This is a genomic window from Kitasatospora sp. NPDC058190 (assembly GCF_042883685.1).
Taxonomy (GTDB): domain Bacteria; phylum Actinomycetota; class Actinomycetes; order Streptomycetales; family Streptomycetaceae; genus Kitasatospora.
Window position 1 is genome coordinate 1 of sequence record NZ_JBHVVI010000080.1, and the last position, 23,043, is coordinate 23,043.

16 protein-coding genes and 1 pseudogene are annotated in these 23,043 nt (G+C 73.1%); 3 read left to right on the forward strand and 14 right to left on the reverse strand.

What is annotated here, in order from left to right; all coding sequences use genetic code 11:
* Positions 1–55: 55 nt before the first annotated feature.
* The 7 genes and pseudogenes from ACFVWU_RS30215 to nrdR form a co-directional block, all read right to left on the reverse strand.
* Positions 56–196: pseudogene (locus ACFVWU_RS30215) on the reverse strand (roadblock/LC7 domain-containing protein); the annotation flags it as partial.
* Positions 196–1,977: a sensor histidine kinase gene (locus ACFVWU_RS30220; protein ID WP_387626877.1), complete on the reverse strand. Its 1,782-nt coding sequence runs from the start codon at positions 1,975–1,977 to the stop codon at positions 196–198. The gene ACFVWU_RS30220 and the pseudogene ACFVWU_RS30215, both read right to left, overlap by 1 nt.
* Positions 1,978–2,249: 272 nt before the next feature.
* The gene (locus ACFVWU_RS30225) at positions 2,250–2,483 is read right to left on the reverse strand and encodes a Clp protease N-terminal domain-containing protein (RefSeq protein WP_387626879.1); all 234 of its coding nucleotides are present in this window, start codon (positions 2,481–2,483) and stop codon (positions 2,250–2,252) included.
* Between the two features lie 39 nt (positions 2,484–2,522).
* Complete coding sequence (locus tag ACFVWU_RS30230; RefSeq protein ID WP_387626881.1) at positions 2,523–2,759, reverse strand: RNA polymerase subunit sigma-70; 237 nt, start codon at positions 2,757–2,759, stop codon at positions 2,523–2,525.
* A gap of 58 nt (positions 2,760–2,817) precedes the next feature.
* A complete protein-coding gene (locus tag ACFVWU_RS30235; RefSeq protein WP_387626883.1) occupies positions 2,818–3,579 on the reverse strand; it encodes an SDR family oxidoreductase in 762 nt (253 codons plus the stop codon).
* A gap of 159 nt (positions 3,580–3,738) precedes the next feature.
* Entirely contained in the window at positions 3,739–6,612 is a 2,874-nt protein-coding gene (locus ACFVWU_RS30240; protein ID WP_387626884.1) for a vitamin B12-dependent ribonucleotide reductase, read from the reverse strand.
* 204 nt (positions 6,613–6,816) lie between these two features.
* Complete coding sequence (nrdR, locus tag ACFVWU_RS30245; protein WP_380611943.1) at positions 6,817–7,314, reverse strand: transcriptional regulator NrdR; 498 nt, start codon at positions 7,312–7,314, stop codon at positions 6,817–6,819.
* 528 nt (positions 7,315–7,842) lie between these two features.
* On the opposite strand from nrdR, the gene lexA reads away from it, so the two are divergent.
* Entirely contained in the window at positions 7,843–8,538 is a 696-nt protein-coding gene (lexA, locus tag ACFVWU_RS30250; protein WP_387626928.1) for a transcriptional repressor LexA, read from the forward strand.
* 91 nt (positions 8,539–8,629) lie between these two features.
* Here the strand turns inward: lexA and ACFVWU_RS30255 are convergent, their stop codons facing one another.
* From ACFVWU_RS30255 to ACFVWU_RS30275, 5 genes are read right to left on the reverse strand one after another with little or no spacing between them, the layout of a single operon-like run.
* Complete coding sequence (locus ACFVWU_RS30255; protein WP_387626885.1) at positions 8,630–10,738, reverse strand: ATP-dependent DNA helicase; 2,109 nt, start codon at positions 10,736–10,738, stop codon at positions 8,630–8,632.
* Positions 10,739–10,750: 12 nt separating this feature from the next.
* The gene (locus ACFVWU_RS30260; protein WP_387626887.1) at positions 10,751–12,574 is read right to left on the reverse strand and encodes an IucA/IucC family protein; all 1,824 of its coding nucleotides are present in this window, start codon (positions 12,572–12,574) and stop codon (positions 10,751–10,753) included.
* Complete coding sequence (locus ACFVWU_RS30265; protein WP_387626889.1) at positions 12,552–13,946, reverse strand: lysine N(6)-hydroxylase/L-ornithine N(5)-oxygenase family protein; 1,395 nt, start codon at positions 13,944–13,946, stop codon at positions 12,552–12,554. The genes ACFVWU_RS30260 and ACFVWU_RS30265 overlap by 23 nt, the downstream gene beginning before the upstream one ends.
* Before the next feature lie 9 nt (positions 13,947–13,955).
* On the reverse strand, positions 13,956–14,627 hold the full coding sequence (locus tag ACFVWU_RS30270; protein ID WP_387626929.1) for a GNAT family N-acetyltransferase: 672 nt from the start codon (positions 14,625–14,627) through the stop codon (positions 13,956–13,958).
* On the reverse strand, positions 14,519–16,330 hold the full coding sequence (locus tag ACFVWU_RS30275) for an IucA/IucC family protein (protein ID WP_387626891.1): 1,812 nt from the start codon (positions 16,328–16,330) through the stop codon (positions 14,519–14,521). The genes ACFVWU_RS30270 and ACFVWU_RS30275 overlap by 109 nt, the downstream gene beginning before the upstream one ends.
* Positions 16,331–16,666: 336 nt before the next feature.
* Between ACFVWU_RS30275 and ACFVWU_RS30280 the strand changes: the two genes are divergently transcribed.
* Together ACFVWU_RS30280 and ACFVWU_RS30285 are read left to right on the forward strand one after the other, a co-directional pair.
* Positions 16,667–17,872, forward strand: coding sequence for a trypsin-like serine peptidase (locus tag ACFVWU_RS30280; RefSeq protein ID WP_387626892.1), 1,206 nt, complete (start codon positions 16,667–16,669; stop codon positions 17,870–17,872).
* 28 nt (positions 17,873–17,900) lie between these two features.
* Positions 17,901–19,019: a trypsin-like serine peptidase gene (locus ACFVWU_RS30285; RefSeq protein WP_387626893.1), complete on the forward strand. Its 1,119-nt coding sequence runs from the start codon at positions 17,901–17,903 to the stop codon at positions 19,017–19,019.
* 63 nt (positions 19,020–19,082) lie between these two features.
* On the opposite strand, the gene hflX is transcribed toward ACFVWU_RS30285, so the two are convergent.
* Positions 19,083–20,585: a GTPase HflX gene (hflX, locus tag ACFVWU_RS30290; RefSeq protein WP_387626895.1), complete on the reverse strand. Its 1,503-nt coding sequence runs from the start codon at positions 20,583–20,585 to the stop codon at positions 19,083–19,085.
* Positions 20,582–22,921, reverse strand: coding sequence for a RelA/SpoT family protein (locus ACFVWU_RS30295; protein WP_387626896.1), 2,340 nt, complete (start codon positions 22,919–22,921; stop codon positions 20,582–20,584). The genes hflX and ACFVWU_RS30295 overlap by 4 nt, the downstream gene beginning before the upstream one ends.
* Between the last annotated feature and the right edge of the window lie 122 nt (positions 22,922–23,043).

Sequence of the window (23,043 nt, forward strand, 5' to 3'; positions counted from 1 at the left end):
GGCGGGTACTTCATCTGAGCAGCCATCACAAAGGCTCCCTTCTCATGACCCATCAGGCCATCTCGGGCAACCTTCCGCACCTCGGGGGAACCTCAAGGCCGTCGGCGGAGAGAACCAGGGCGTGCCGGGTACCGGGGGTCGCCGCCAGCAGGTTTTCCAACAGCCAGTCGAGGTCGCGGTCGGTGGCGCTGCTCATCAGAAGTCCTTGTCAGTGGCGGGGGAAGCGTCGGGCGTGGTGTCGGTGTCCGCGGTCGGCGTCGCCGCGGGTACGGGCGTGGCGGCCGGTGTCGGCACTGCGGCCGGTACGGGCACTGCCGACTGGGCGGCCCGGCGGAAGGCACCGAACCGGGCGGCGGCGCCCGCCGCGTCGTTCCGTACGGGCTTCGTGGCGGGAGCGGCCGCCGGGGTGGTGGTGGACAGCGTCTGCCCGCGTCGGCGCTGCGGCAGGCCGCTGTCGGTCATCCGGGCGGGCGCGGCCGGGCTCTGGGCGGGGACGGTGGGCGCCGGAACCGCCGTGGCGGCCGGTACCGCGGCGGGTACCGCCATCGGGGCGGCGCTCGGTGCGGCGGGCGCGGGCGGCAGCGAGGCGGGCGCCGGGCGGGCGGGGGTGAGCGCGGGGCGCAAGGACTCCACGGCCGGCGCGGGGGTCTGGACGGGCGCCTGGGCCTGGTGGGTGACCAGCTGCTGCGGAATCAGCATCACCACTCCGGTGCCGCCGCGCGCCGACGGCCGGAAGGAGATCTGCAGCCCGTGCTTGCGCGCCAGCATGCCGACCACCGCGAGGCCCAGCCGGGTACCGGCGGAGAGCGTGGTGAGGTCCTGCGGCTCGGCGGAGACGGCCCGTTCGGCGCGGCGCAGCCAACTGTCGCTCAGGCCCAGCCCGCTGTCCTCGACGGCGACCGCCAGACCGGCCGGCACCTCCTCGACGTAGACGTGCACCTCGGCCGGCGGGGCGGAGAAGTTGGTGGCGTTGTCCAGCAGTTCGGCCAGCGCGTGCATCACGCCCTCGGCCGCGTACCCGGCGACCGCGGCGGTGCTGGCGTTGTGCAGCCGCACCCGCTGGTAGGCGCCGATCCGGCCGAGCGCGCCGCGCAGCACCGACTCCACCGCGATCGGCTTGGCCCAGCGGCGGCCCGAACGGGCCCCGGTGAGCACCGCGATGCTGTCCGCCATCCGGCCCGCCTGGGCGGTCGAGTGGTCCAGGCGCAGCAGGTCGCCGAGGACCTCCTCGTCGTGCCGGTGCTGCATCTCACGCAGCTCGGCGTGCATGCTCGTGGCCAGCGCCTGCACCCGGCCGGCGGCGGTCGCGCAGACCGCCAGCGCGGCGGCCCGCAGCCGTTCACCCCGGCCGATCTCCTCGCCGACGGCGCGCAGCAGCGCGTACTGGGGGTGCTTGCGGTGGGCGGTCAGCGCGCTGTCCACGGCCGCGCCCCCGCGGAGCTTCTTCACCACCTCGGGCAGCACGCCCTCGGCGATCCGGTCCAGCTCGGCGCGCTCGGCGGCGGCCCGCTCCCGGGCGGCCTCGGCCTCGGCCCGCTCGGCGTCCAGCTCGGCCCGCAGCCGGTCCAGCTCGGCGTGCGCGGCGGTGACGTCCGCCTCGGCGCGGGCCTGCTCGGCGCGGGCGGCGTCCCGTTCGGCCTGCGCGGCGGTGGCGCGCTCCTTGGCGGCCGCCTCGGCCTGCCGGGCGCTGCCGGCCACGACCAGCGCCGTCATCGTTTCCTGCTGCTGCTCCTCCACCGCCTCGGCCAGCCGGCGGGAGCGTTCGGCACCGGACGCGGCCACGCCGACCGCGATCAGCCAGAGCACCGTGACAGCGCCCACCGCGAGGGCGGTGAGCGGCTGGTGCGCGCTCAGGGCCCGGCCGACGCCGACCGGTGCGGCGACCAGGGCCAGCAGGACGGCGGCCGCCGTGAGGGCGACGGTGCGCGGCGCGGGACGGCGGCGCGGTCGACCGTCGGGGCTGGTGGCTTCTCTCATCGGGGCGGTCCTCGGCAACGTCGGCGGGCGGCGGCGCGGGCGGCGGATCGGCGACGGTTGCGGCCGCCGACAGCGGGTCGAGCGCATACGAGCCGCCCGGCGACGTCGTGAAACGTCTCCGGGCGGCTGATCCGTTCACGCTTTCGGCCGATCATATCGATTCAGACATTGGCCTCAAGCCGCTAGTTGACGGTCAATCTCCTTCATTCACGCCTCGCACACCGGTCCGCGACACGACCGACGCCTCACCGCAGGCCCCACCGGGGCCGGGCTCAGGCCAGTCCGGCCTCCACCGCCCGCCGCACGACCGCCGTGTCCAGCCCTTGCTCGGCGACCACCAGCGCCCCGAGCCCCTCCCCCTCGCGCAGCACCCCGAGCAGCAGGTGCCCCACCCCGATCTCCTTCGACTTCAGCCGCAGCGACTCGCGCAACGACAGCTCCAGCGCCTTCTTCGCCGGGGGCGAGAACTGCCGCAGCTGCCGCGCCTCCTCCTGCGCGATGACCACAGCCCTCCGGGCTCCGCAAGCGAACCGTTCGAACGTCGCTCAGCCTCCGTCCTCGCCCCTGCCGGGCCCCCGCCGTGCGTACTTCTTGTGCACCGCCTGCCTGGTCACCCCGAGGCAGACCGCGATGTCCTGCCAGGACCAGCCCTGCGACCGGGCGTTGCCCACCTGCAGGGACTCCAGGCGGTCCGCCAGATCACGCAGGGCGCGGACCGCCCGGAGCCCCACGGCGGGGTCACGACTGCTCGCGGCGGCCGCGAGCTCTCCGCTCTCGCTCATGCCGTCAACTTTGGTTGACAACTGCGGGAGTGTCAACCCTGGTTGACGACTGCGGGACTCACCCGAACCGCCGCGCCAACGCCTCCTCGAAGGTCCCCCGCCCCACCGCCCGCTCCGGTGCCGTGAGCCCGCCCGCCCGCAGCGCCCGTCCCACCGCGCCCGGCACCCGCAGCGGCAGCAGCACGCGCCGCCGGCCCGCCGCCCGCAGGTACGCCTCGGCCAGCTCCCGGTACGACCGCGCCCGCGGCCCGCCCACCTCCGGCGCGAACCCGGCCGGCTCCGCCCCCACCAGCCGCGCGACGTGCGCCGCCACCTCCCGGACGTCCACCGGCTGGATCCGGGCGCCGGTCACCACCGGGAACACCGGCAGCTTCGCGCTCACCCCGAAGGCCTTGAACAGCAGGTCGTGGAACTGCGTCGCCCGCAGCACCGTCCACCCCAGCCCCGACTCCCGCACCACCCGCTCACAGGCGAGCTTCGCCTTGTAGTACGCGATCGGCACCCGGTCGATCCCCACGATCGACACGTACACCAGGTGCCGCACCCCGGCCTGCCGGGCCTCCGCCACCAGCCGCTCGACCCCGGCCACGTCCTGCTTCCCCTGGGTGGTCGCGCAGTCCACCACCGTCTCGACCCCGGCGACCGCCTCCGCGATCCCGGCCCCGGTCACCAGGTCCCCGACCACCCACTCGACCCCGTCACCCCCGCCGCGCGCCCGCCGGCTCAACCCCCGCACCGCCACCCCGCGCGCGACCAGCAGCCGCACCACCTCCCGCCCCAGCGTCCCCGTCGCCCCGGTCACCAGCACCGTCCCCGTCACCACACCGCTCCTCTCGGGAAAAGCCGTCACCCCCTACGGACCGGACACCGCCCGCATCCGTGACATCGGCTTCCCGGGAACGCGAGAAAGCGGGGCGAGGACCGTGAAGTCCTCGCCCCGCTTCAGCGGTTCACCTCACCGAGGTGAACGCCGGGATCGTCAGCTGCAGCCGCTGGTGGAGCCGCAGCCCTCGCAGAGGTAGCAGCTGCCGGCGCGGCGCATCTTGGTGCCGCAGGAGAAGCAGAGCGGCGCGTCGGCGTTGAGGCCGAGCTGGATCTCCATCAGCTCCGTGGAGTTGTGGGCCTGCTTCGGAGCCGCCTTGGGCGCCTCGACGACCGGGACCGGCTTGGCGGCGGCCACCGGGGCGGACTGGGCCAGCGACTCGGTGTCGATCTCCTCGGCCTCCAGCGGCTCGTACGAGCCCGTCTCCAGGTGGCGCGTGCGCTCCTCGACGGAGTGGATGCCGAGCGCCGAGCGGGTCTCGAACGGCAGGAAGTCCAGCGCCAGGCGGCGGAAGATGTAGTCGACGATCGACTGCGCCATCCGCACGTCCGGGTCGTCGGTCAGACCGGCCGGCTCGAAGCGCATGTTGGTGAACTTCGAGACGTAGGTCTCCAGCGGCACGCCGTACTGCAGGCCGACCGAGACGGCGATGGAGAAGGCGTCCATCATGCCCGCGAGGGTCGAGCCCTGCTTGGACATCTTCAGGAAGACCTCGCCGAGGCCGTCGTCCGGGTAGGAGTTGGCGGTCATGTAGCCCTCGGCGCCACCGACCGTGAAGGAGGTGGTGATGCCCGGACGACCCTTGGGCAGGCGCTTGCGGACCGGGCGGTACTCGACGACCTTCTCGACCACGGCGGCCGGGGCCTCCTCGGCCTTGGCCTCGGAGTCCTTCTTCTTCGCCGAGAGCGGCTGGCCGACCTTGCAGTTGTCACGGTAGATGGCGAGCGCCTTGACGCCCATCTTCCACGCCTCGAAGTAGATCTCCTCGATCTCCTCGATGGTGGCGGTCTCCGGCATGTTCACCGTCTTGGAGATGGCGCCGGAGATCCACGGCTGGATCGCGGCCATCATCCGCACGTGGCCCATGGCCGAGATGACGCGCTCACCCATCGCGCAGTCGAAGACCTCGTAGTGCTCGGTCTTCAGGCCCGGCGCGTCCACCACGTTGCCGTGCTCGGCGATGTGGGCGACGATCGCCTCGATCTGCTCGTCCTGGTAGCCGAGGCGCTTGAGGGCGCGCGGGACGGTGCCGTTGACGATCTGCATCGAGCCGCCGCCGACGAGCTTCTTGAACTTGACCAGGGCGAGGTCGGGCTCGACGCCGGTGGTGTCGCAGTCCATCATCAGGCCGATGGTGCCGGTGGGGGCGAGCACCGAGGCCTGGGCGTTGCGGAAACCGTTCTGCGCGCCGATGCGCAGCACGTCCTGCCAGGACTTGTTGGCCGCGAGCCAGACCGGGGCGTCCAGGTCGTCGAAGGAGACGGCGTCCAGCGAGGCGTCGGCGTGCTGCTTCATGACCTGCTGGTGGGCGGCCGCGTTGCGGGCGTAGCCGTCGTACGGGCCGACCACGCCGGCGAGTTCGGCGCCGCGGCGGTAGGCGGTGCCGGTCATCAGCGAGGTGATGGCGCCGGCCAGGGCGCGGCCGCCCTCGCTGTCGTAGGCGTGGCCGGTGGCCATCAGCAGGGCGCCGAGGTTGGCGTAGCCGATGCCGAGCTGGCGGAAGGCGCGGGTGGTCTCGCCGATCTTCTCGGTCGGGAAGTCGGCGAAGCAGATGGAGATGTCCATCGCGGTGATGACCAGCTCGACGACCTTGGCGAAGGTCTGGGCGTCGAACGAGTCGTCGTCGCGCAGGAACTTCATCAGGTTCAGCGAGGCGAGGTTGCAGCTGGAGTTGTCCAGGTGCATGTACTCCGAGCACGGGTTGGAGGCGTTGATGCGGCCGGACTCGGGGCAGGTGTGCCAGCGGTTAATGGTGGTGTCGTACTGGATTCCGGGGTCGGCGCAGGCCCAGGCGGCCTCGGCCATCTTGCGGAACAGCTTCTTGGCGTCGACGGTCTCGATGACCTCGCCGGTCATCCGGGCGCGCAGGCCGAATTCGGTGCCGTTCTCGACGGCGGTCATGAATTCGTCGTTGACGCGGACCGAGTTGTTGGCGTTCTGGTACTGGACGGACGCGATGTCGTCGCCGCCGAGGTCCATGTCGAAGCCCGCGTCGCGCAGGGCGCGGATCTTCTCCTCCTCCTTCACCTTGGTCTCGATGAAGGCCTCGACGTCCGGGTGGTCGACGTCCAGCACGACCATCTTGGCCGCGCGGCGGGTGGCGCCGCCGGACTTGATGGTGCCGGCCGAGGCGTCGGCGCCGCGCATGAAGGAGACCGGGCCGGAGGCGTTGCCGCCGGAGGAGAGCAGTTCCTTGGAGGAGCGGATGCGGGAGAGGTTGAGGCCGGCGCCGGAGCCGCCCTTGAAGATCATGCCCTCTTCCTTGTACCAGTCGAGGATCGACTCCATGGAGTCGTCGACGGACAGGATGAAGCAGGCGCTGACCTGCTGGGGCTGCTTGGTGCCGACGTTGAACCAGACCGGCGAGTTGAAGCTGAACACCTGGTGGAGGAGGGCGTGGGTCAGCTCGTGCTCGAAGACGTCGGCGTCGTCCTTGGTGGCGAAGTAGCCGTGCTTCTCGCCGGCCGCGCGGTAGGTGAGGACCACGCGGTCGATGATCTGCTTGAGGCTCCACTCGCGCTGCGGGGTGCCGACGGCGCCGCGGAAGTACTTGGACGTGACGATGTTGACGGCGTTGACCGACCAGAAGTCGGGGAACTCGACACCGCGCTGCTCGAAGTTGATCGAGCCGTCGCGCCAGTTGGTCATGACGACGTCCCGCCGCTCCCAGCGGACCTCGTCGTAGGGGTGCACGCCAGGGGTGGTGTAGATGCGCTCCATCCGGAGACCGCCCTTCGAGGCCTTGGCGCCCTTGGCCACGGCCTTCTCGGACTTCGACCCGCGTGCGGAACCGCTCGTGGTGTCTGTCACTTCTCGCTCCTCCTCCTGGGCAAACGCCCGAAGTGCCCCGAAAAATCCGGGCACCGCTGGTTCGTTCTTCCGGTGTGCGGGCAGGCGGAGACCTCGCCCGCTTACGCACGGTTTGTAGTGTTCTGTGCCCCGTTTTCGGGCACGCGTGGGCCCCGTGGGGCCATGTGGTGCTGGCTGGAGGGCCCTCGTGGGGCCCGGCGCCGCCTAGGGCGCGGTGGCGGGAACGGGCACGGGAGTGCCGTCCGCCTCGGGGACGGGCCGCTCGGCGCGGAGTTCCGCGATGGCGGCCTCGAAGTCTTCGAGTCCGTCGTACGCCTGGTACACGCTGGCGAAGCGCAGGTAGGCGACCACGTCGAGCTCCTTGAGCGGGCCGAGTATGGCCAGCCCGACGTCGTGGGTGGTCAGCTCGGCGTTGCCGCTGGCGCGCACGCACTCCTCGACCCGCTGGCCGAGCTGGGCCAGGGCGTCCTCGGTGACCGGGCGGCCCTGGCAGGCCTTGCGGACACCGGTGATGACCTTCTGCCGGGAGAACGGCTCGGTGACGCCGCTGCGCTTGATGACCATGAGCGCGGCCGTCTCCACGGTGGTGAAACGGCGGCCACAGTCCGGGCACTGTCGACGACGGCGGATGCAGCTGCCGTCCTCGGTGGTCCGACTGTCGACAACGCGGCTGTCGGAGTGCCGGCAGAAGGGGCAGTGCACCTGGGGATCCCTCCCTGGCAGGACGTGCGGACGTGTCGAGTCTAAGCGATGCGCCCCCGCCCTCGGCAAGCTGATCATGCGACGCGACCACTAGTACTGGGCACGGAGAGGACTCTAGCCACTACATGTAGGTCTCAGGGGGAAGTGACACCCCTGGCGTGTCGGCGCCGATTAGACTTCCGGAGTCGGCATCCAGTCGAACATTTACTCGATGTACAACAAAGCCTTGATCGAGTCAGCCAACTCCCGAATAATTCACTCGAACGTGTGTTTGGCGCAACCTTTCGATAGGAGGTGCGTTGGGCTGGAAAAGGGAGAGGACAGCCGTCGAGAGGGGCCGCCGTGAACACCATCGAAACCAACACCATCCCGGTGCAGGAACACTCCCAGTTCAAGGTGGGGCAGCGCACCACGAATCAGCAGAGTGTGGACATCAGCATGGACCGTAGCGAAGACCACCGCCTCTCCGGCGCGGCCCTTTCCACCGTGAGCCGCGTTCCCGACCAGCCGATCGAACACTCCTCCGTCATGGACGAAACCCACCCCTCCCCCGCCCGCGCGATGCCCGGACGCCCCCCCGGCATCCGCACCGACGAGGCCGGCCTCACCGAGCGCCAGCGCCGGGTGATCGAGGTCATCCGCGACTCCGTCCAGCGCCGCGGCTACCCGCCGTCCATGCGCGAGATCGGCCAGGCCGTCGGCCTGTCCAGCACCTCCTCCGTGGCCCACCAGCTGATGGCCCTGGAGCGCAAGGGCTTCCTCCGCCGGGACCCGCACCGCCCGCGCGCCTACGAGGTCCGCGGCGTCGAGGTGGCCCGCCCCAACACCGCCGAGACGGCCGGCCGCCCGTCCACCTCCTACGTGCCGTTGGTCGGCCGGATCGCCGCCGGCGGTCCGATCCTGGCCGAGCAGACGGTCGAGGACGTCTTCCCGCTGCCCCGCCAGCTGGTCGGCGAGGGCGAGCTGTTCGCGCTCACCGTGCGCGGCGACTCGATGATCGAGGCGGCCATCTGCGACGGCGACTGGGTCACCGTGCGCCGCCAGCCGGTCGCCGAGAACGGCGACATCGTGGCCGCGATGATCGACGGCGAGGCCACCGTCAAGCGGCTCAAGCGCGAGGACGGCCGGATCTGGCTGATGCCGCACAACCCGGCGTACGAGCCGATCAACGGCGACAACGCGACCATCCTGGGCAAGGTCGTCGCGGTCCTGCGCCGCCTCTGAGAAGCTCCCGGGCCCGGAACGGGAAGGGGCTCCACCGCGTCAGCGGGGAGCCCCTCCGTCGTCGCGCGGGTGAACGCGGCGGCGGCCGCCCTCAGCCCCGCTTCACCACCGGCCGCACCGGCGCCGCCGAGGCGTCGATCGCCGCCAGCGAGCGGCGCACCTGGTTGCGGTCCGTGGTGTACCAGAACTCCGGCATCGAGGACCGGAAGAAGCCCCCGTACCGCTTGGTCTCCACCCGCGGGTCGAGCACCGCCACCACGCCCCGGTCGTCTGCCGCCCGCACCAGCCGGCCGGCGCCCTGCGCCATCAGCAGCGCCGCGTGCGTCGCCGCGACCGCCATGAAGCCGTTCCCGCCGTGCTGTTCGACGTCCTTCTGGCGGGCGCTCATCAGCGGGTCGTCCGGTCGCGGGAACGGGATCCGGTCCATCACGACCAGTTGGCAGGCCGAGCCGGGCACGTCCACGCCCTGCCAGAGCGAGAGGGTGCCGAACAGACAGGTGGTCGCGTCCGAGGCGAATTCGCGGATCAACTCGCCCAGGGTGTCCTCCCCCTGGAGCAGGATCCGGTTGTCGAGCCGCTCCCGCAGCGCCTCCGCGGCCGTCTGGGCACCGCGCATCGAGGAGAACAGGCCCAGCGTCCGGCCGCCGGCCGCACCGATCAGCTCGGCCAACTCGTCCAGCATGTCCGGCCGTTCGGGGTCGCGCCCGGGGTCGGCGAGGTGCTTGGCGACATACAGGATGCCCTGCTTGGGGTACTTGAACGGCGAGCCGACGTCGATGCCCCGCCAGTACGGGACGGCGTCCTCCCCGAAGCCGGGCTCCGGGTTGTCGCCGGACGTGCGATCGTCCGGCAGTCGGGTCTCCTTGGGCAGGCCGAGCGAGCCGGCCACGCCGTTGAAGTCCCCGCCGAGCTTGAGCGTGGCCGAGGTGAGGACGACCGAGCGCTCCTTGTACAGCCCCTCGCGCAGCAGTCCGGAGACGCTGAGCGGGGCCACCCGCAGCGAGGCGGTGCCCAGCCCGTAGCGGTCGCTGCGCTCGATCCAGACCACGTCGTACTCGGAGTCCTCCAACAGCCGGTCGGCGGTCTCGTGCAGCGTCTCGGCCGAGGCCATCGCCTGCTTGCGGACCGCGTCCTCGTCGCTGAGTCCCTTGTCCCGGGTCTCACCGAGCGAGGTGATCACCTGCCGGGCGGCGTCGCGGATCGCGGTGACCGCGTACGCCAGGTACTCGGGCAGCTCCTCGACCCGGCCGGGCTGGGCGGTCTCCATCAAGCCGTGGTAGTTCTCGGCGGCGGCCTGCAGCGCGTCCACGGCCTTCTCGTTGGCCAGCCGGGCCGCCCGCTTCACCGCCCGGTTGACCGCGCCGACGGTCAGCTCGGCGGTGGCCGCGCCGGTGACCCGGTTGACCAGCTCGTGCGCCTCGTCCACGATCAGCAGCCCGTGCTCGGGCAGCACCGGCGCGCCCTCGATCGCGTCGATCGCGAGCATCGCGTGGTTGGTCACCACGACGTCCGCCAGCTTGGCCCGTTCCCGCGCCTTCTCCGCGAAGCACTCCTGCCCGTACGCGCAGCGGGTCGCGCCCAGGCATTCCTTGGAGGTGACCGACAGCTGGGCCCAGGCCTTGTCCGAGACGCCGGGGCTGAGGTCGTCGCGGTCGCCGGTCTCGGTCTCGTCCGCCCACTCCCGCAGCCGCAGCACCTCCTGCCCGAGCTTGCCGGTGGGCCCGCCGAGCGCGTCCACCGGGTCGAACAGGCCCTCGCCCTCGTCGCTCGGGGTGCCCTCGTTGGCCCGGTGCAGGCACAGGTAGTTGGAGCGGCCCTTGAGCATCGCGAACAGCGGGCGGCGGCGCAGCACCGGGTGCAGCGCGTCGACCGTGCGCGGCAAGTCCCGCTCCACCAGCTGGCGTTGCAGCGCCAGGGTGGCGGTGGCGACCACCACGCGGTCCCCGTGGGCGAGCGCCGGCACCAGGTAGGCCAGGGACTTCCCGGTGCCGGTGCCGGCCTGGACGAGCAGGTGCTCGCTGTGGTCGACGGCGTCGGCGACGGCCTCGGCCATCCGCATCTGGCCGGGGCGCTCCACGCCGCCGACGGCCGCCACCGCGGCGTGCAGCAGTTCGGGGATCCGCGAGCGCGGGACGGCGACGGCTTCCTCGGCCTCGTCGCCGAGGTCCGTCGCGGGCAGGGGTTCGGAGTCGTTCGTCATGGCCCTTCCACCCTACGGGGCGGGGGTGACAATCCGGTCCCGCCCAGCCGGAAGGCGCACGTCCACAACGACCAGCGCGTTCGGCACCGTCCCGTGCCGAGCCGCGTGCGGGCGGTGCGGGCGGTCCTGGTAGCCGTCCAGCAGCAGCCGGTTGCGGTTGAGGCAGAGCCGGGTGATCCGCGGCTGGAACAGGTCGAACAGCTCGAAGCGCTCGCGCAGCTCGGGGAAGCGGGCCTGGTAGCGGTGGATCTCGGCGCGCAGCAGGGCCCAGAACTCGGTCTCGGGCAGTCCGGCCTGCGCCTCCAGCAGCGGGGCGAGGTAGCGGAAGACGCCGATGAACAGCCCGGAGTGGATGAACTGGCAGAGCCCCTGCGGGCTGTCCCGCAACAGCACGTCGGCGACCTCGGCGGGCAGGCCGCGCAGCTCGGGCAGGTCCTGGTCGCTGAGGTTGACGTCGTCGACGAAGTCCTTGACCGCGAGCCGGGTCGGGGTGCCGCGGTCGTCGAAGACCACGATGGCGTTCTCGCCGTGCGGGGAGAAGACCAGCCCGTAGCGGTAGAGGAAGTGCAGCAGCGGCGGCAGCATCGCGGCGAACAGCCGGCCGGTCCACTCGGCGGGGGTGAGGCCGGAGCGGGCGATCAGCTCGGCGGCCAGCGCCCGCCCGTCCGAGCCGGTCTGCAGCAGGGCGGCCAGGGTGCGGGCGCGCTCGTCCCCGGCGAGGAAGGGGCCGAGCGGTTCGCGCCAGATCGCGCCGAGCAGCTCCTTGTACTGGTACGGCGATTCGGGCATCTCCCGGTAGACCGGGTGGTCGACGGTGACGGAGGCGATCTCGCCGAGCAGGATCACCCGGCACTCGTCCCGCAGGTACGGGTCGGCGTCGCGCAGCCCGTGCAGCCAGGCGGTGACGGCGGGCGCGGCGAGGGTGCGCTCGACCGGCAGGCCGCGCCAGACCAGGGTGTTGAGGATGGACAGCGGCAGCTTGACGGTGCAGCGCTCGGGGTGGGCGGTGTTGAAGAAGGAGCGGATGGACTGCTGGGGCAGCCGTGGGTCGCCGTCGGAGGGCAGCGGGACGATCTCGCCGGAGGCGATCCAGGGCGCGAACAGCGGCAGGACCGTTTCGTCCCACTGCCAGGGGTGGACGGGCAGCAGCAGGTAGTCGTCGGCGTCCGCGCCGAGCTGGGCGCGCAGCGCGTCCGGGTCGTCCAGCTCGCGGGCGTACAGCTGCTCGGGCTGTTCCAGGCCGGGCACACCGCGGTACTGGGCGAGCCGGCGGTGGACGGCGATCCAGGGCAGCGGGCGCGGGCTGCGGGCCTCCGGGGCCCAGCGGGCGGTGTCGGCGCCGGAGAAGCCGATCCGGCCCTTGTTCGGGACGATCCACGGGTGGCCGCCCTGCCGTCCCTCCAGCGCCGGGTGGTCGAGCTCGGCGAGTTCGGCCGCGGTGAGCGCGGTGGCGAGCTGGCGGGCGTCGGCGGTCAGGGTGGCGGAGAGTTCGCGGATCAGGTGGGCGGTGGTCTCGCCGCGCATCCCGAGGGTCTGCCGGGCGTACGGGAGGAAGCGCAGCGGGTCCAGGCCGTCCGGGCGGGAGCAGCGGATGGACTCCGGGTCGACCTGCCAGCTGCCGTAGGCGCCGCGGCGGGCGGTGAAGCGGTACTCGGCCTCGGGCAGCTTCAGCAGGTAGTCGCCGTCGAGGGCCCCGGGGACGGGCGTGAGCAGTTCCTCGTAGGCGAACTCGCCGAACATCTTGGCCAGCAGGGCGCGGCCGGCCCGCTGCCAGTGCCCGGCGGTGAGGTGCGGGGGTAGGTAGAGCGGCGGTTCAGCGGCCGACGGTTGCGGCACGGGTCAGCTCCTGGGGACGGGGGACGACGGGGGTGGACTGTGCGGCGCGACCGGCGGGGGCGGGCGGCGCGAAGCCGGTCCAGGCGGTGCGGTCGGGCAGTCGGTGGACGGTGCGGCCGGTGACGGCGTTGAGGATGACGGCGGCCCGGTGGGCGCCGAGGCCCAGGTCGGGGGTGCCGACGCCGTGGGTGTGCAGTTCGGCGTTCTGGACGTAGAGGCCGCCGGTGAGCTCGGGCCGGGTGGCGACCCGGTGGTCGAGGTCGACCCGGTAGCGCCCGGTCCCGTCCCAGTCGATCAGGTGGGCGAGCGGTTCGAGCGCGGCCGGACGGGCGGCGCGGTAGCCGGTGGCGAGCACCACGGCGTCGGTGCGCAGCAGGTGATCGGTGCCGGAGTCGGTGTGCCGGCAGCGCAGTTCGAGGCCCCCGCAGGGGCCGGGGCGGGCGTCGGTGACGGCGGTGCCGGGGGTGATCTCGACCGGGGCGGCGTCGATCGGGCGGCCGATGGTGCGCTCGTAGAGGTGGTCGTGGATCTCGGCGAGGGTCTCGGCGCTGGCGGCCTTGTGCAGCTGCCACTGGGCGGTGACCAGGGCGTCCCGGACGGGCCCGGGCAGGCCGTGGAAGTAGCGGGTGTAGTCGGGGGTGAAGTGCTCCAGGCCGAGCTTGGAGTACTCCATGGGGGCGAGCGCCCGGGTGCGGGTGAGCCAGCGCAGCCGGACGCCGTCGTCCTCGTGGCGGCGGAGCAGGTCGAGGAAGACCTCGGCGCCGGACTGCCCGCTTCCGACCACGGTGATGTCCCGGGCGCGGGCCAGGTCGGCGCGGCGGTCGAGGTACTCGGCGGAGTGGAAGGCCGTCGGGTGGCCGGCCAGCCCCGCGAAGGCCTCGGGCAGTACGGGCCGGGTGCCGACGCCGAGCGCGAGGTTGCGGGCCCGTACGGCGGAGCGCCGGCCGGTCGCGGTGTCGGTCAACTCGACCCGGTAGTGGGGATCCTCCCAGTGCAGCGCGGTGACCTCGGTGCCGAAGCGGCAGTTGGGCAGCCGCTCGGCGGCCCAGCGGCAGTAGTGGTCGTACTCGCGGCGGGGCAGCTGGAAGCGCTCGGCGAAGTAGAACGGGAACAGCCGGTCCTGGGCGCGCAGGTAGTTGAGGAAGGACCACGGGTTGGTCGGGTCGACCAGGGAGACCAGGTCGGCGAGGAAGGGCACCTGCATCCGGGCCCCGTCCACCAGCATCCCGTGGTGCCAGCGAAACTCCGGGCGCTGGTCGCAGAAGAGCGTGCGCAGGCCGGGTACGGGTTCGGCGAGTGCGGCGAGCGAGAGGTTGAACGGGCCGATGCCGACGCCGAGCAGGTCGTAGGGCGGGGGTGTCGAGGTGTCCACAGGGGTGTCCTAGGCGGGAGTCGAGTCTCGTTCGCGGACCATCAGGGCGGCGCGCTTGTCGGGGAGGTGGAGTTCGGCGGTGGCCCGGAATCCGGCCCGCTCGAAGGCCCGGACCGAGCGTCGGTTGCGGATGTCCGGTTCGGCCACCACGCGTTCGCACCGTGGTCGTTGCCGGAGGATCAGGTCGGCGAGGGCGGCCAGCAGGTGACCGCCCAGGCCCCGGCCGCGGCTGGCGGCGGGGCCGAGCAGCAGGTGCACGCCGGTGTCGTGCGGCCGGGCCGGGTAGTGCCCGGCGAGCGCGTCGAGGTCGGCGCGGTAGACCTCCCAGTAGCTCATCGGCGCGCCGTCGAGCAGGCCCAGGCAGGGCACGCTGCGGCCGTCGCCGTCGAGTTGGGCCCGGACGTGCCGTTCGGTGACGGCGGGCGGCCCGGCGAGCTCCCAGAACTCGTCGACCTCGGGGTCGTTCATCCAGCCGGCGAGCAGGTCCAGGTCGGCGGGCAGCCGGACCGGGCTGAGCCGGAACCCGCCGGCCGGGGTGGGGACTTCGCCCCACCCGGGCAGGTCGTGGAACATCAGGCGCCCGCCACCGGGTTGGGGATGTCCACGTACACGGACTGGGTGGCGACCGGCCCGACCAGTTCGTCCAGGCCGTTGATCCGGGTGAGCAGGTTGGCCTTGCAGGGCAGGGTGGGCGCGTCCAGCAGCAGCGCCGGCAGTGCCGAGCCGGTGGCGGTCGCCTGCGGGCCGGCCAGGAACCGGCGCAGCGCGGCCAGCAGCACCGTCTCGTCGGCCAGCCCCTGGGAGCCGAGGGCGCCGATCAGGCCGAGGACGTGGTTGATGCCGAGGTAGTAGGCGAAGTGGTGGTCGATCACCGGGTCCGGCAGGAAGGTGTCGCTCTCCGTGCCGAGCCCGGGCAGCCGGGCGGTGAGCCGCTCGGCGGCACTCTCCCGGTAGTAGTAGCCCTGGTTGTCGCGGTAGCGGCCGCCGCAGGGCCAGCCCTCGGCGTCCAGCAGCACGATGCTGTTCTGCTGGTGCGCCTCCAGGGCGATGCCGCCCCGGCCGTCCAACCACAGGACGGGCAGCACGACGGCGTCCAGGTAGCGCAGGAACCATTCGGCGGCCACCGTGCGCAGCGGGCGGCCCGTGCGGGCGGCGAGCGAGCGCAGGGTGTCACCGATCCGTGACGGCACGGTGGCGCCGGTGCCGAGCGGCTGTTCGGCGACCAGACCGGCCACGCACAGCGCCCGGTCGGTGGGCGCGAAGGGCTGGGCGCGCAGCACGGTGTCCAGGCCGCCGGGGTCGCCGAGGTCGGGGTGGTCGACACCGATCCAGGCCGGGTCGCGGACGATGTCGAAGCCGGGGTGGGCGGCGCGCCACTCGGCGGCCAGCCCGCTCTCCAGCAGCCGGTGCATCTCCAGGCCGCGGTGCAGCTCCTTGCGCAGGTTCTCCCGACGGGAGTTGGTGATCCGCAGGCCGAGCGAGAGCTTGAGCATCCACGGTGTGCCGGGGCGGTAGACGGTGCGCACCGAGGAGGTGGGGTACCAGGGCTCGCCGGCCGGGCCGAGGTCGTGCAGCAGCCCGTCGGCGAGGAGGGCGGCGACGGCCGGGCGGTGGGCGAGTTCGCGGGCCTGCCAGGGGTGCAGCGGCAGGGCGGCGGTCCCGGACGGCAGGGCGGTGCGGCCGCCGAGCAGGGCGGCGGTGAGCCGGTCGGCGCTGTCGGCGACGGCGGAGCCGGCCGCGAGCAGTTCGCGCTCGACCGCGTACCAGTGCAGTTGGAAGGAGCCGTGCAGTTCGGGCGAGTAGGCGGCGCTCTGGGCCGGGCCGAGGCCGTCGCGGCTCTTCGGGGTGGGGTGCAGCGGGTGGCCGAGCAGCAGGGACTGTTCGGCGGCGAGGAAGTGTGAGCGCTCCGGCCCGCCGGGTTCGGCGGCGGTACGGCGGTGGGCGAGGATCTCGGCGGTGCGCACCACCGAGTCGGCCACCCGGGCGGCGAGGTCGGCGACCTGCCCGGGGTCGGGCCGTTCGGCGGCCGCGGCGGCGAGCAGCGCGGCGGCGGTGACGGCGTCCACCGGGGCCTCGGCCCCCTCCCCCGCGACACCGCCCTCCCCGGCCGAGAGCGTGGCCGGGCCGAACCGGTGCCAGCCGCCGGGCGACCAGTAGCGGACCGGCGCGGTGAGCCGGGCGGCGCCGCCGAGGACGTCGATCCGCAGCCGCCCGTCCGGCCCGGGCCGGGCGCCGGTCTCCCGCGTCCAGCAGCGCAGCAGGCCCTCCAGGGCGGCCTGTTCGGCGGCGACGGCGGGATCCGGGTGCAGCAGCGGGTCGGGCCCGAGGGGCTGGTCCATGAACAGCGGCGATTCGGGCGGGGCTCCGGTGAGGGCGGTGCTCAAGGCTGCTCCTTGGTGCGCGTGGGGGTGCGGACGCGCGCTGGTGGTGGAGAGGATCGGCGGGCGCTCGCACCGTCGCGTCAGGTAAGGGTTACCTATCCCTGACGGGTGATCACAAGGGCGGCTCACTCGTCCAGGTGAAGATCGAGGATTGTCCACCCCGGGGGCGGAAGGCCTTGCTGCGCCGAAGAGCCGCCTGGTCGCGCGTCACGGATCGGTGACCTCCGGCCGGCCCCGCAACCCTGGGGGCGGCCACGGCCGTCCTGTACGGCGATGGAAGACTCCGGAGCGGTGAGCCGCCACACCGAAGTCCGACCGAGCACAGGGGGAAGCGCACAGATGCCATCGATCCACCGGTCAGCCCTGGCCGCCGCCCTGGTCACCGGAACGCTGCTCGCGGCGAGCGCCTGCGGACCGGACGGCCAGGCCGGCGACGGCGGGAAGACCGCCGCGCCGCCGCCCGGTGTCACCGCGGCGAGCGGCGCGGCCACCCCGGGCGGCGGCGCCATCGGCGGGATCACCCTGCCCTCCGGCCTGCCGACCAGCCTGCTGGACGGCCTGCCGAAGAGCTGGGACGACCTGAAGAAGTGGAAGTTCGACGACTGGGACAAGTGGGCGTCCAAGCACGTCTTCAACAACCCGGTGGTGAAGGACTTCTGGGACCCGGACAAGATGGGCGACGCCAAGCCGGCCGACCCGGCCCCGCCCACCGCCAAGCCGGCCCCCGCCACCCCCAAGCCCTCCACCGACGACGGTGTGACCGACCCGGAGCCCCCGGTGGTCAAGGCCGTGCAGGTGCCCCGCCCGTACCTCAAGCAGCCCTCCGGCAAGGTGTTCTTCTCCGCCCAGGGCGGCCGGGGCAACTGCTCGGCCACGGTGGTCGCCGACCCGCAGCACCCGGGCAAGAGCAACCTGGTCTGGACGGCCGCCCACTGCGTGCACGAGGGCAAGGGCGGCAACTTCTACAAGGACCTGGTCTTCGTCCCCGCCTACAACAACTCCGGTGCCTCCAGCGGCGGCAAGAAGGCCCCGCTGTCCGAGCTGGCCCCGCTCGGCACCTGGTGGGCCGACCAGGTCACCACCTCGCCGCAGTGGATGGTCGAGGGCGGCCAGACCGGTGACGCCGCCAACCAGTACGACTTCGCCGTGATGCGCGTGCACAGCCAGAACGACACCGGCAAGTCCCTCGAGGAGACGGTCGGTTCGGCCGTCCCGGTGTGGTTCGACGCGCCCCGCGACCAGCTCAAGGTCTCGGCCGTCGGCTACCCGCTGGTCAAGCCGTTCGACGGCCAGGAGCTCTACAAGTGCGACGGCGGCAAGCCGACCCGGCTGTCCTTCGACGCCAAGCGCCCGACGATGCTGACCATCGGTTGCGACATGACCCAGGGCGCCAGCGGCGGCGGCTGGTTCGCCACCATGCCGGACGGGAGGACCGCCCTGGTCAGCAACACCTCGATCGGCACCCAGGAGCACACCTCGCTGAGCGGCCCGTACCTGGAGTCGGTCGCCAAGCAGGCCCTGGACTGGATCTCCAGGAAGCAGTGACCGGTACCACCACGGGGGACGAACCAGCTTGCGCACGATCAGCAGCAGTGGGCGCCGGGCCGCGACGGCCGGCGCCGCACTGCTCGCCGCCCTGACGATCACCGCGGCCGCCTGCGGGCCGGACGGCCCCGCCGCCCCGGCCACCCCGCCCGCCGCGCTGCCCAAGGCCGCGCCGACCAGCCTGGGCGACCTGAGCGGCTGGAAGCTGGAGGACTGGGCCCGGTACGTGACCGACAGCGGCTTCGCCAACCCGGCGGCCCCGGGCTACTGGTCGCCCTCCCGGATGGAGGCCGCCAAGGCCAGGCCCACCCCGGAGTACTCGCTGACCGCCACCGCGCCGAGCACCGTCCAGCGCGACGCCCCGCCGGCCGCCGTCCAGGCCAGGGCGCAGCAGCACCCGTACGGCCCTGACTCCGCGGTGGTCGGCAAGCTGCTGATGACCACGCCCCAGGGCGACGCGGCCTGCTCCGGCACGGTGGTCTCCGACCCGGTCAACCCGGGCCGCAGCAACCTGGTCTACACCGCCGCGCACTGCCTGACCGACGGCAAGGGCAGCGGCTGGGTGAGGAACCTGGTCTTCGTGCCCGGCTTCAACCGGGACGGCCGGGCGAGCCGCGGCAAGCCGTACGACGACCAGCAGGCCGCCCCGTACGGCCGGTGGACGGCGGTGCGCGCGCTGGTGTCGCCGACCTGGCTGCAGGAGGGCGGCGTCGGCGCCCACAGCCAGTACGACTACGCGATGGTCCGGGTGCGCGGCGAGTCGGACTCCGGTCCGTCCCTGGAGGAGACGGTCGGCGGTTCCGTCCCGGTCTGGTTCAACGCCCCGCGCGAGCAGGTCGGCTCCGCCGTCGCCTACGGCTACCCGGTCGAGCGGCCCTTCGACGGCATGGAGCTGAACCGCTGCGACTCCCCCGCCGCGCCGGGCGCGCTCTCCTTCGACCGCAGCCGCCCGCCGATGTACGTGATCGGCTGCACCATGACGGGCGGGGCGGGCGGCGGCGGCTGGTTCATCACCAAGGACGGCAAGCCCAACCTGGTCAGCGTCAGCGCGATCGGCGACCGCAACCCGGTCGGGTACCTGGCCGGGCCGTCGTTGCAGGACCAGGCGAAACAGGCCTTCGACTACTTCACCAAGAACGTGAGGTGACGCGCCCCGGCAAGCGCGGAGGGCCCCCGGACGCGACGTCCGGGGGCCCTCCGACGGAACCGGTCAGCCCTGCAGGGCCACCGCGAAGTGCTCCAGCTCCGCGGCCAGCTCGGCCGGCACCTTGGCGTGCAGCAGTGTGCCCTCGCCGGTGTGCTCGGTGGCGAGCAGCTCGCCCTCCTTGTGCACCCGGGAGACCAGGGCGCCCTGGGTGTAGGGCACCAGGGCCCGCACCTCGACGGCCGGGCGCGGCAGCTCGTCGTCGATGAGCTTCAGCAGCTCGTCGATGCCCGCGCCGCTGCGGGCCGACACCACGATGGCGTGCGGCTCGCGGCGCAGCAGGCGCTGCAGCACGTGCGGGTCGGCGGCGTCCGCCTTGTTGATCACCACGATCTCCGGCACGTTCTGTGCCTCGACCGAGACGATGACCTCGCGGACGGCGGCCAGCTGCGTCTCCGGCTCGGGGTGCGAGCCGTCGACCACGTGCAGGATGAGGTCCGCGTCGGCGACCTCCTCCATGGTCGAGCGGAAGGCCTCGACCAGGTGGTGCGGCAGGTGCCGGACGAAGCCGACGGTGTCGGCCAGGGTGTAGAGCCGCCCGCTCGGGGTCTGGGCCCGGCGCACGGTCGGGTCCAGGGTGGCGAACAGCGCGTTCTCCACCAGCACGCCCGCGCCGGTGAGCCGGTTGAGCAGGGACGACTTGCCGGCGTTGGTGTACCCGGCGATGGCCACGGACGGCACCTGGTGGCGCTTGCGCTCCTGGCGCTTGGTGTCGCGGCCCTTCTTCATGTCGGCGATCTCCCTGCGGAGCTTCGCCATCTTCTCGCGGATCCGACGACGGTCGGTCTCGATCTTGGTCTCACCGGGACCACGGGTGGCCATGCCGCCGCCCGAGGAGCCGGAGCCACCGCCACCCATCTGCCGGGACAGCGACTGACCCCAGCCGCGCAGGCGCGGCAGCATGTACTGCATCTGCGCGAGCGAGACCTGCGCCTTGCCCTCCCGGGACTTGGCGTGCTGGGCGAAGATGTCCAGGATCAGGGCCGTCCGGTCGACGACCTTGACCTTGACCACGTCCTCCAGGTGGATCAGCTGGCCGGGGGTGAGCTCACCGTCGCAGACCACGGTGTCGGCGCCGCTGGAGGCGACGATGTCCCGCAGCTCCTGCGCCTTGCCGGAGCCGATGTAGGTGGCCGCGTCGGGCTTGTCGCGCCGCTGGATGACGCCGTCCAGCACCTCGGAGCCGGCCGTCTCGGCGAGCGCGGCGAGCTCGGCCATCGAGTTCTCCGCCTCCTCCAGCGTGCCGTCGGTCCAGACACCGACCAGCACCACGCGCTCCAGGCGCAGCTGGCGGTACTCGACCTCGGTGACGTCTTCGAGTTCGGTGGAGAGGCCGGCGACCCGGCGCAGGGCCGCACGCTCACTGCGGTCGTACTGGTCGCCGTCGTAGCTGTGGCCGAGGTCCTCGTCGATGGCCGCGAGGTCCTCGTCCATGAGGGCTTCCGCCCGCAGACCGTCGATGCGGCGCGGGGCGTCGGCGTGGTCGCGGGTGTCGAACGTGGAGGTCATTCTGTCCTTTGGTCGCTGTGAGGCTGCGGTGCGGACCCTCGGCTGTCACCGGGGCCCCTGTGCCCTGTGAACGCCGTGGACCGGTCGTGAATTCCCCACGATGGTCGCACGCCCGGCGCGGGCCGGTCACCCCCATTTCCCCCGGAGTGCCGGGGTCGAGCCCCTTCCGGGGCGTGCGGGCGGCTCACGTCGTACACCCCGGAGACCTTGAGCATCGCCCGCATCAGCGCCGGCAGCGTGCCCGGCTCCGGCAGTTCGACGGTGTAGGTGTGCCGTACCCGCAGCTCCTGCGGCGGCTCGACCTCGGCCGAGACGATGCCGACGCCCTCGCCCGAGATCGCCGCGGTGAGGTCGGCGAGCAGCCGGGGCCGGTTCAGCGCCTCGGCCAGCAGGGTGACCCGGTGCCCGGCCGCCGGGGCGCCCTCGGGCCGCCAGCGGACCTCCAGCTCGGCGCGGCCGTCCGCGCGCAGCCGCTGCCCGGCGGGGCAGCTGGTGCGGTGCACGGCCACCGCGCCGCCGCGGATCGGGTAGCCGGCCACCTCGTCCGGCGGGACGGGCGTGCAGCAGCGGGCCAGCCGCACCGGCGCGCCGGGCCGCCCGGCCACCGTGACCGGGGCGGCCCGGCGCTCGCCGGCCCGGTGCGCGGGCGGAGCGGGCTGGCCGCCCGCCGGGCCGGTGCGCACCACCGGCAGCCGGGCCGGATGGTCGGCCAGCCAGCGCTCGATGGCCAGCCGGGCGGCGGGGGTGCGGGCGTGCGCCAGCCACTCCGGCGAGGGCCCGGACGGCTGGCTCCCACCCGCCGGGAGGTTCTCGGTGAGCACCGCGAGCACGTCCCCGTCCTGCAGGACGGTGGACAGCGCGGTGAGCCGGCCGTTGACCCGGGCGCCGATACATCGGTGGCCGGTCTCCTCGCCGAGCAGGTAGGCCGCGTCCACACAGCTGGCCCCGGCCCTCAGCTGAAGCGTTTCGCCGGTCTCCGTCACCACGGTGATCTCGCGGTCGCCGGCCAGGTCGGCCGTGAGCGCGGACCAGAAGGCGTCCGGGTCGGGCGTCTCCTGCTGCCACTCCAGCAGTCGGCTGAGCCAACCGGGCCGGGCCGGGTCGGTGCGGTCCAGCTCGTCGGCGTCCTGGGCGGTGCCGGCCGGAGTCGGGTCGCCGAGCGCGACCACCCCGGTCTCGGCCACCTCGTGCATCCGCCGGGTCCGGACCAGCACCTCGACCACCGCACGGCCCTCCAGCGCCACGGCGGTGTGCAGCGACTGGTAGAGGTTGAACTTGGGGGCGGCCACGAAGTCCTTGAACTCCCCGGGCAGCGGCGTCCAGCAGGTGTGCAGTTCACCGAGCACGGCGTAGCAGTCGGCGTTCTCCTCGACCACCACCAGCAGCCGCCCGAAGTCGGCCGGCTGCGGCCCCTGCGGCCGCCCGTCCGGCCCGGGCGCGGCGGCCCGCTCCAACAACACCCGGTGCAGCGAGACGCAGTGCCGGGGCCGGACGGTCACCTCGGCGGCGACCCCGGTCTCGGCCAGCTGGCGGGCCAGCTGCCGGGCGAACGGCTCCAGCAGGGTGTCCGGCTCGGCCTCGTGACCGGCCATCAGGGCGCGGGTGCGGGCGTGCTCCTCGGGGTGCAGGGTGGCGAAGACGATGTCCTCCAGCTCCGCCTTGAGCACCTGGATGCCGAGCCGTTCGGCCAGCGGGATGAGCACGTCCCGGGTGACCTTGGCGATCCGCACCTGACTGGCCGGCTTCATGTGCCGGATGGTGCGCATGTTGTGCAGCCGGTCGGCGAGCTTGATCACCATCACCCGCACGTCGTCCCCGGTGGCGACCAGCATCTTGCGGAAGGTCTCGGCCTCGGCGGCGGCGCCGAAGTCGACCTTCTCCAGCTTCGTCACCCCGTCGACCAGGTAGGCGACTTCGGGCCCGAACCCGGCACCCACCTGGTCGAGCGTCAGATCGGTGTCCTCGACGGTGTCGTGGAGCAGCGAGGCGACCAGGGTGGTGGTCCCGGCGCCGAGTTGGGCCAGGATCATGGTGACGGCCAGCGGGTGGGTGATGTACGGCTCGCCGCTCTTGCGTTTCTGGCCGCGGTGGCTGGCCTCGGCCAGCCGGTACGCCCGGGCGAGCAGCCCGAGGTCGGCCTGCGGGTGATGTCGGCGGTGGACCCGGACGAGCGGTTCGAGGGCGTCCGGCACGGGCGGCCGGCCGGTGGCCAGTAACGCGGCCCGCCCGGCCCGGCCCAGGGCGGCCCGGCCGAGCTCTCCAAGGGGCCGCCTGGCCCCGGCCTGCCGTGCGGTCGTCGGCTGTCCCGCGAGGGACTGCCCGGCTTCGATGGTCATCGGCGCACCTCCGGCAACGGTCGCCGGGCGCTGCCCCTCCCGAGGGAGGGTGATCTTGCCACCCCTCCCAGGGGGATCGACCCGGTGGTCCATGCTACCGAGCAGAGCACGTTCTGCGATGC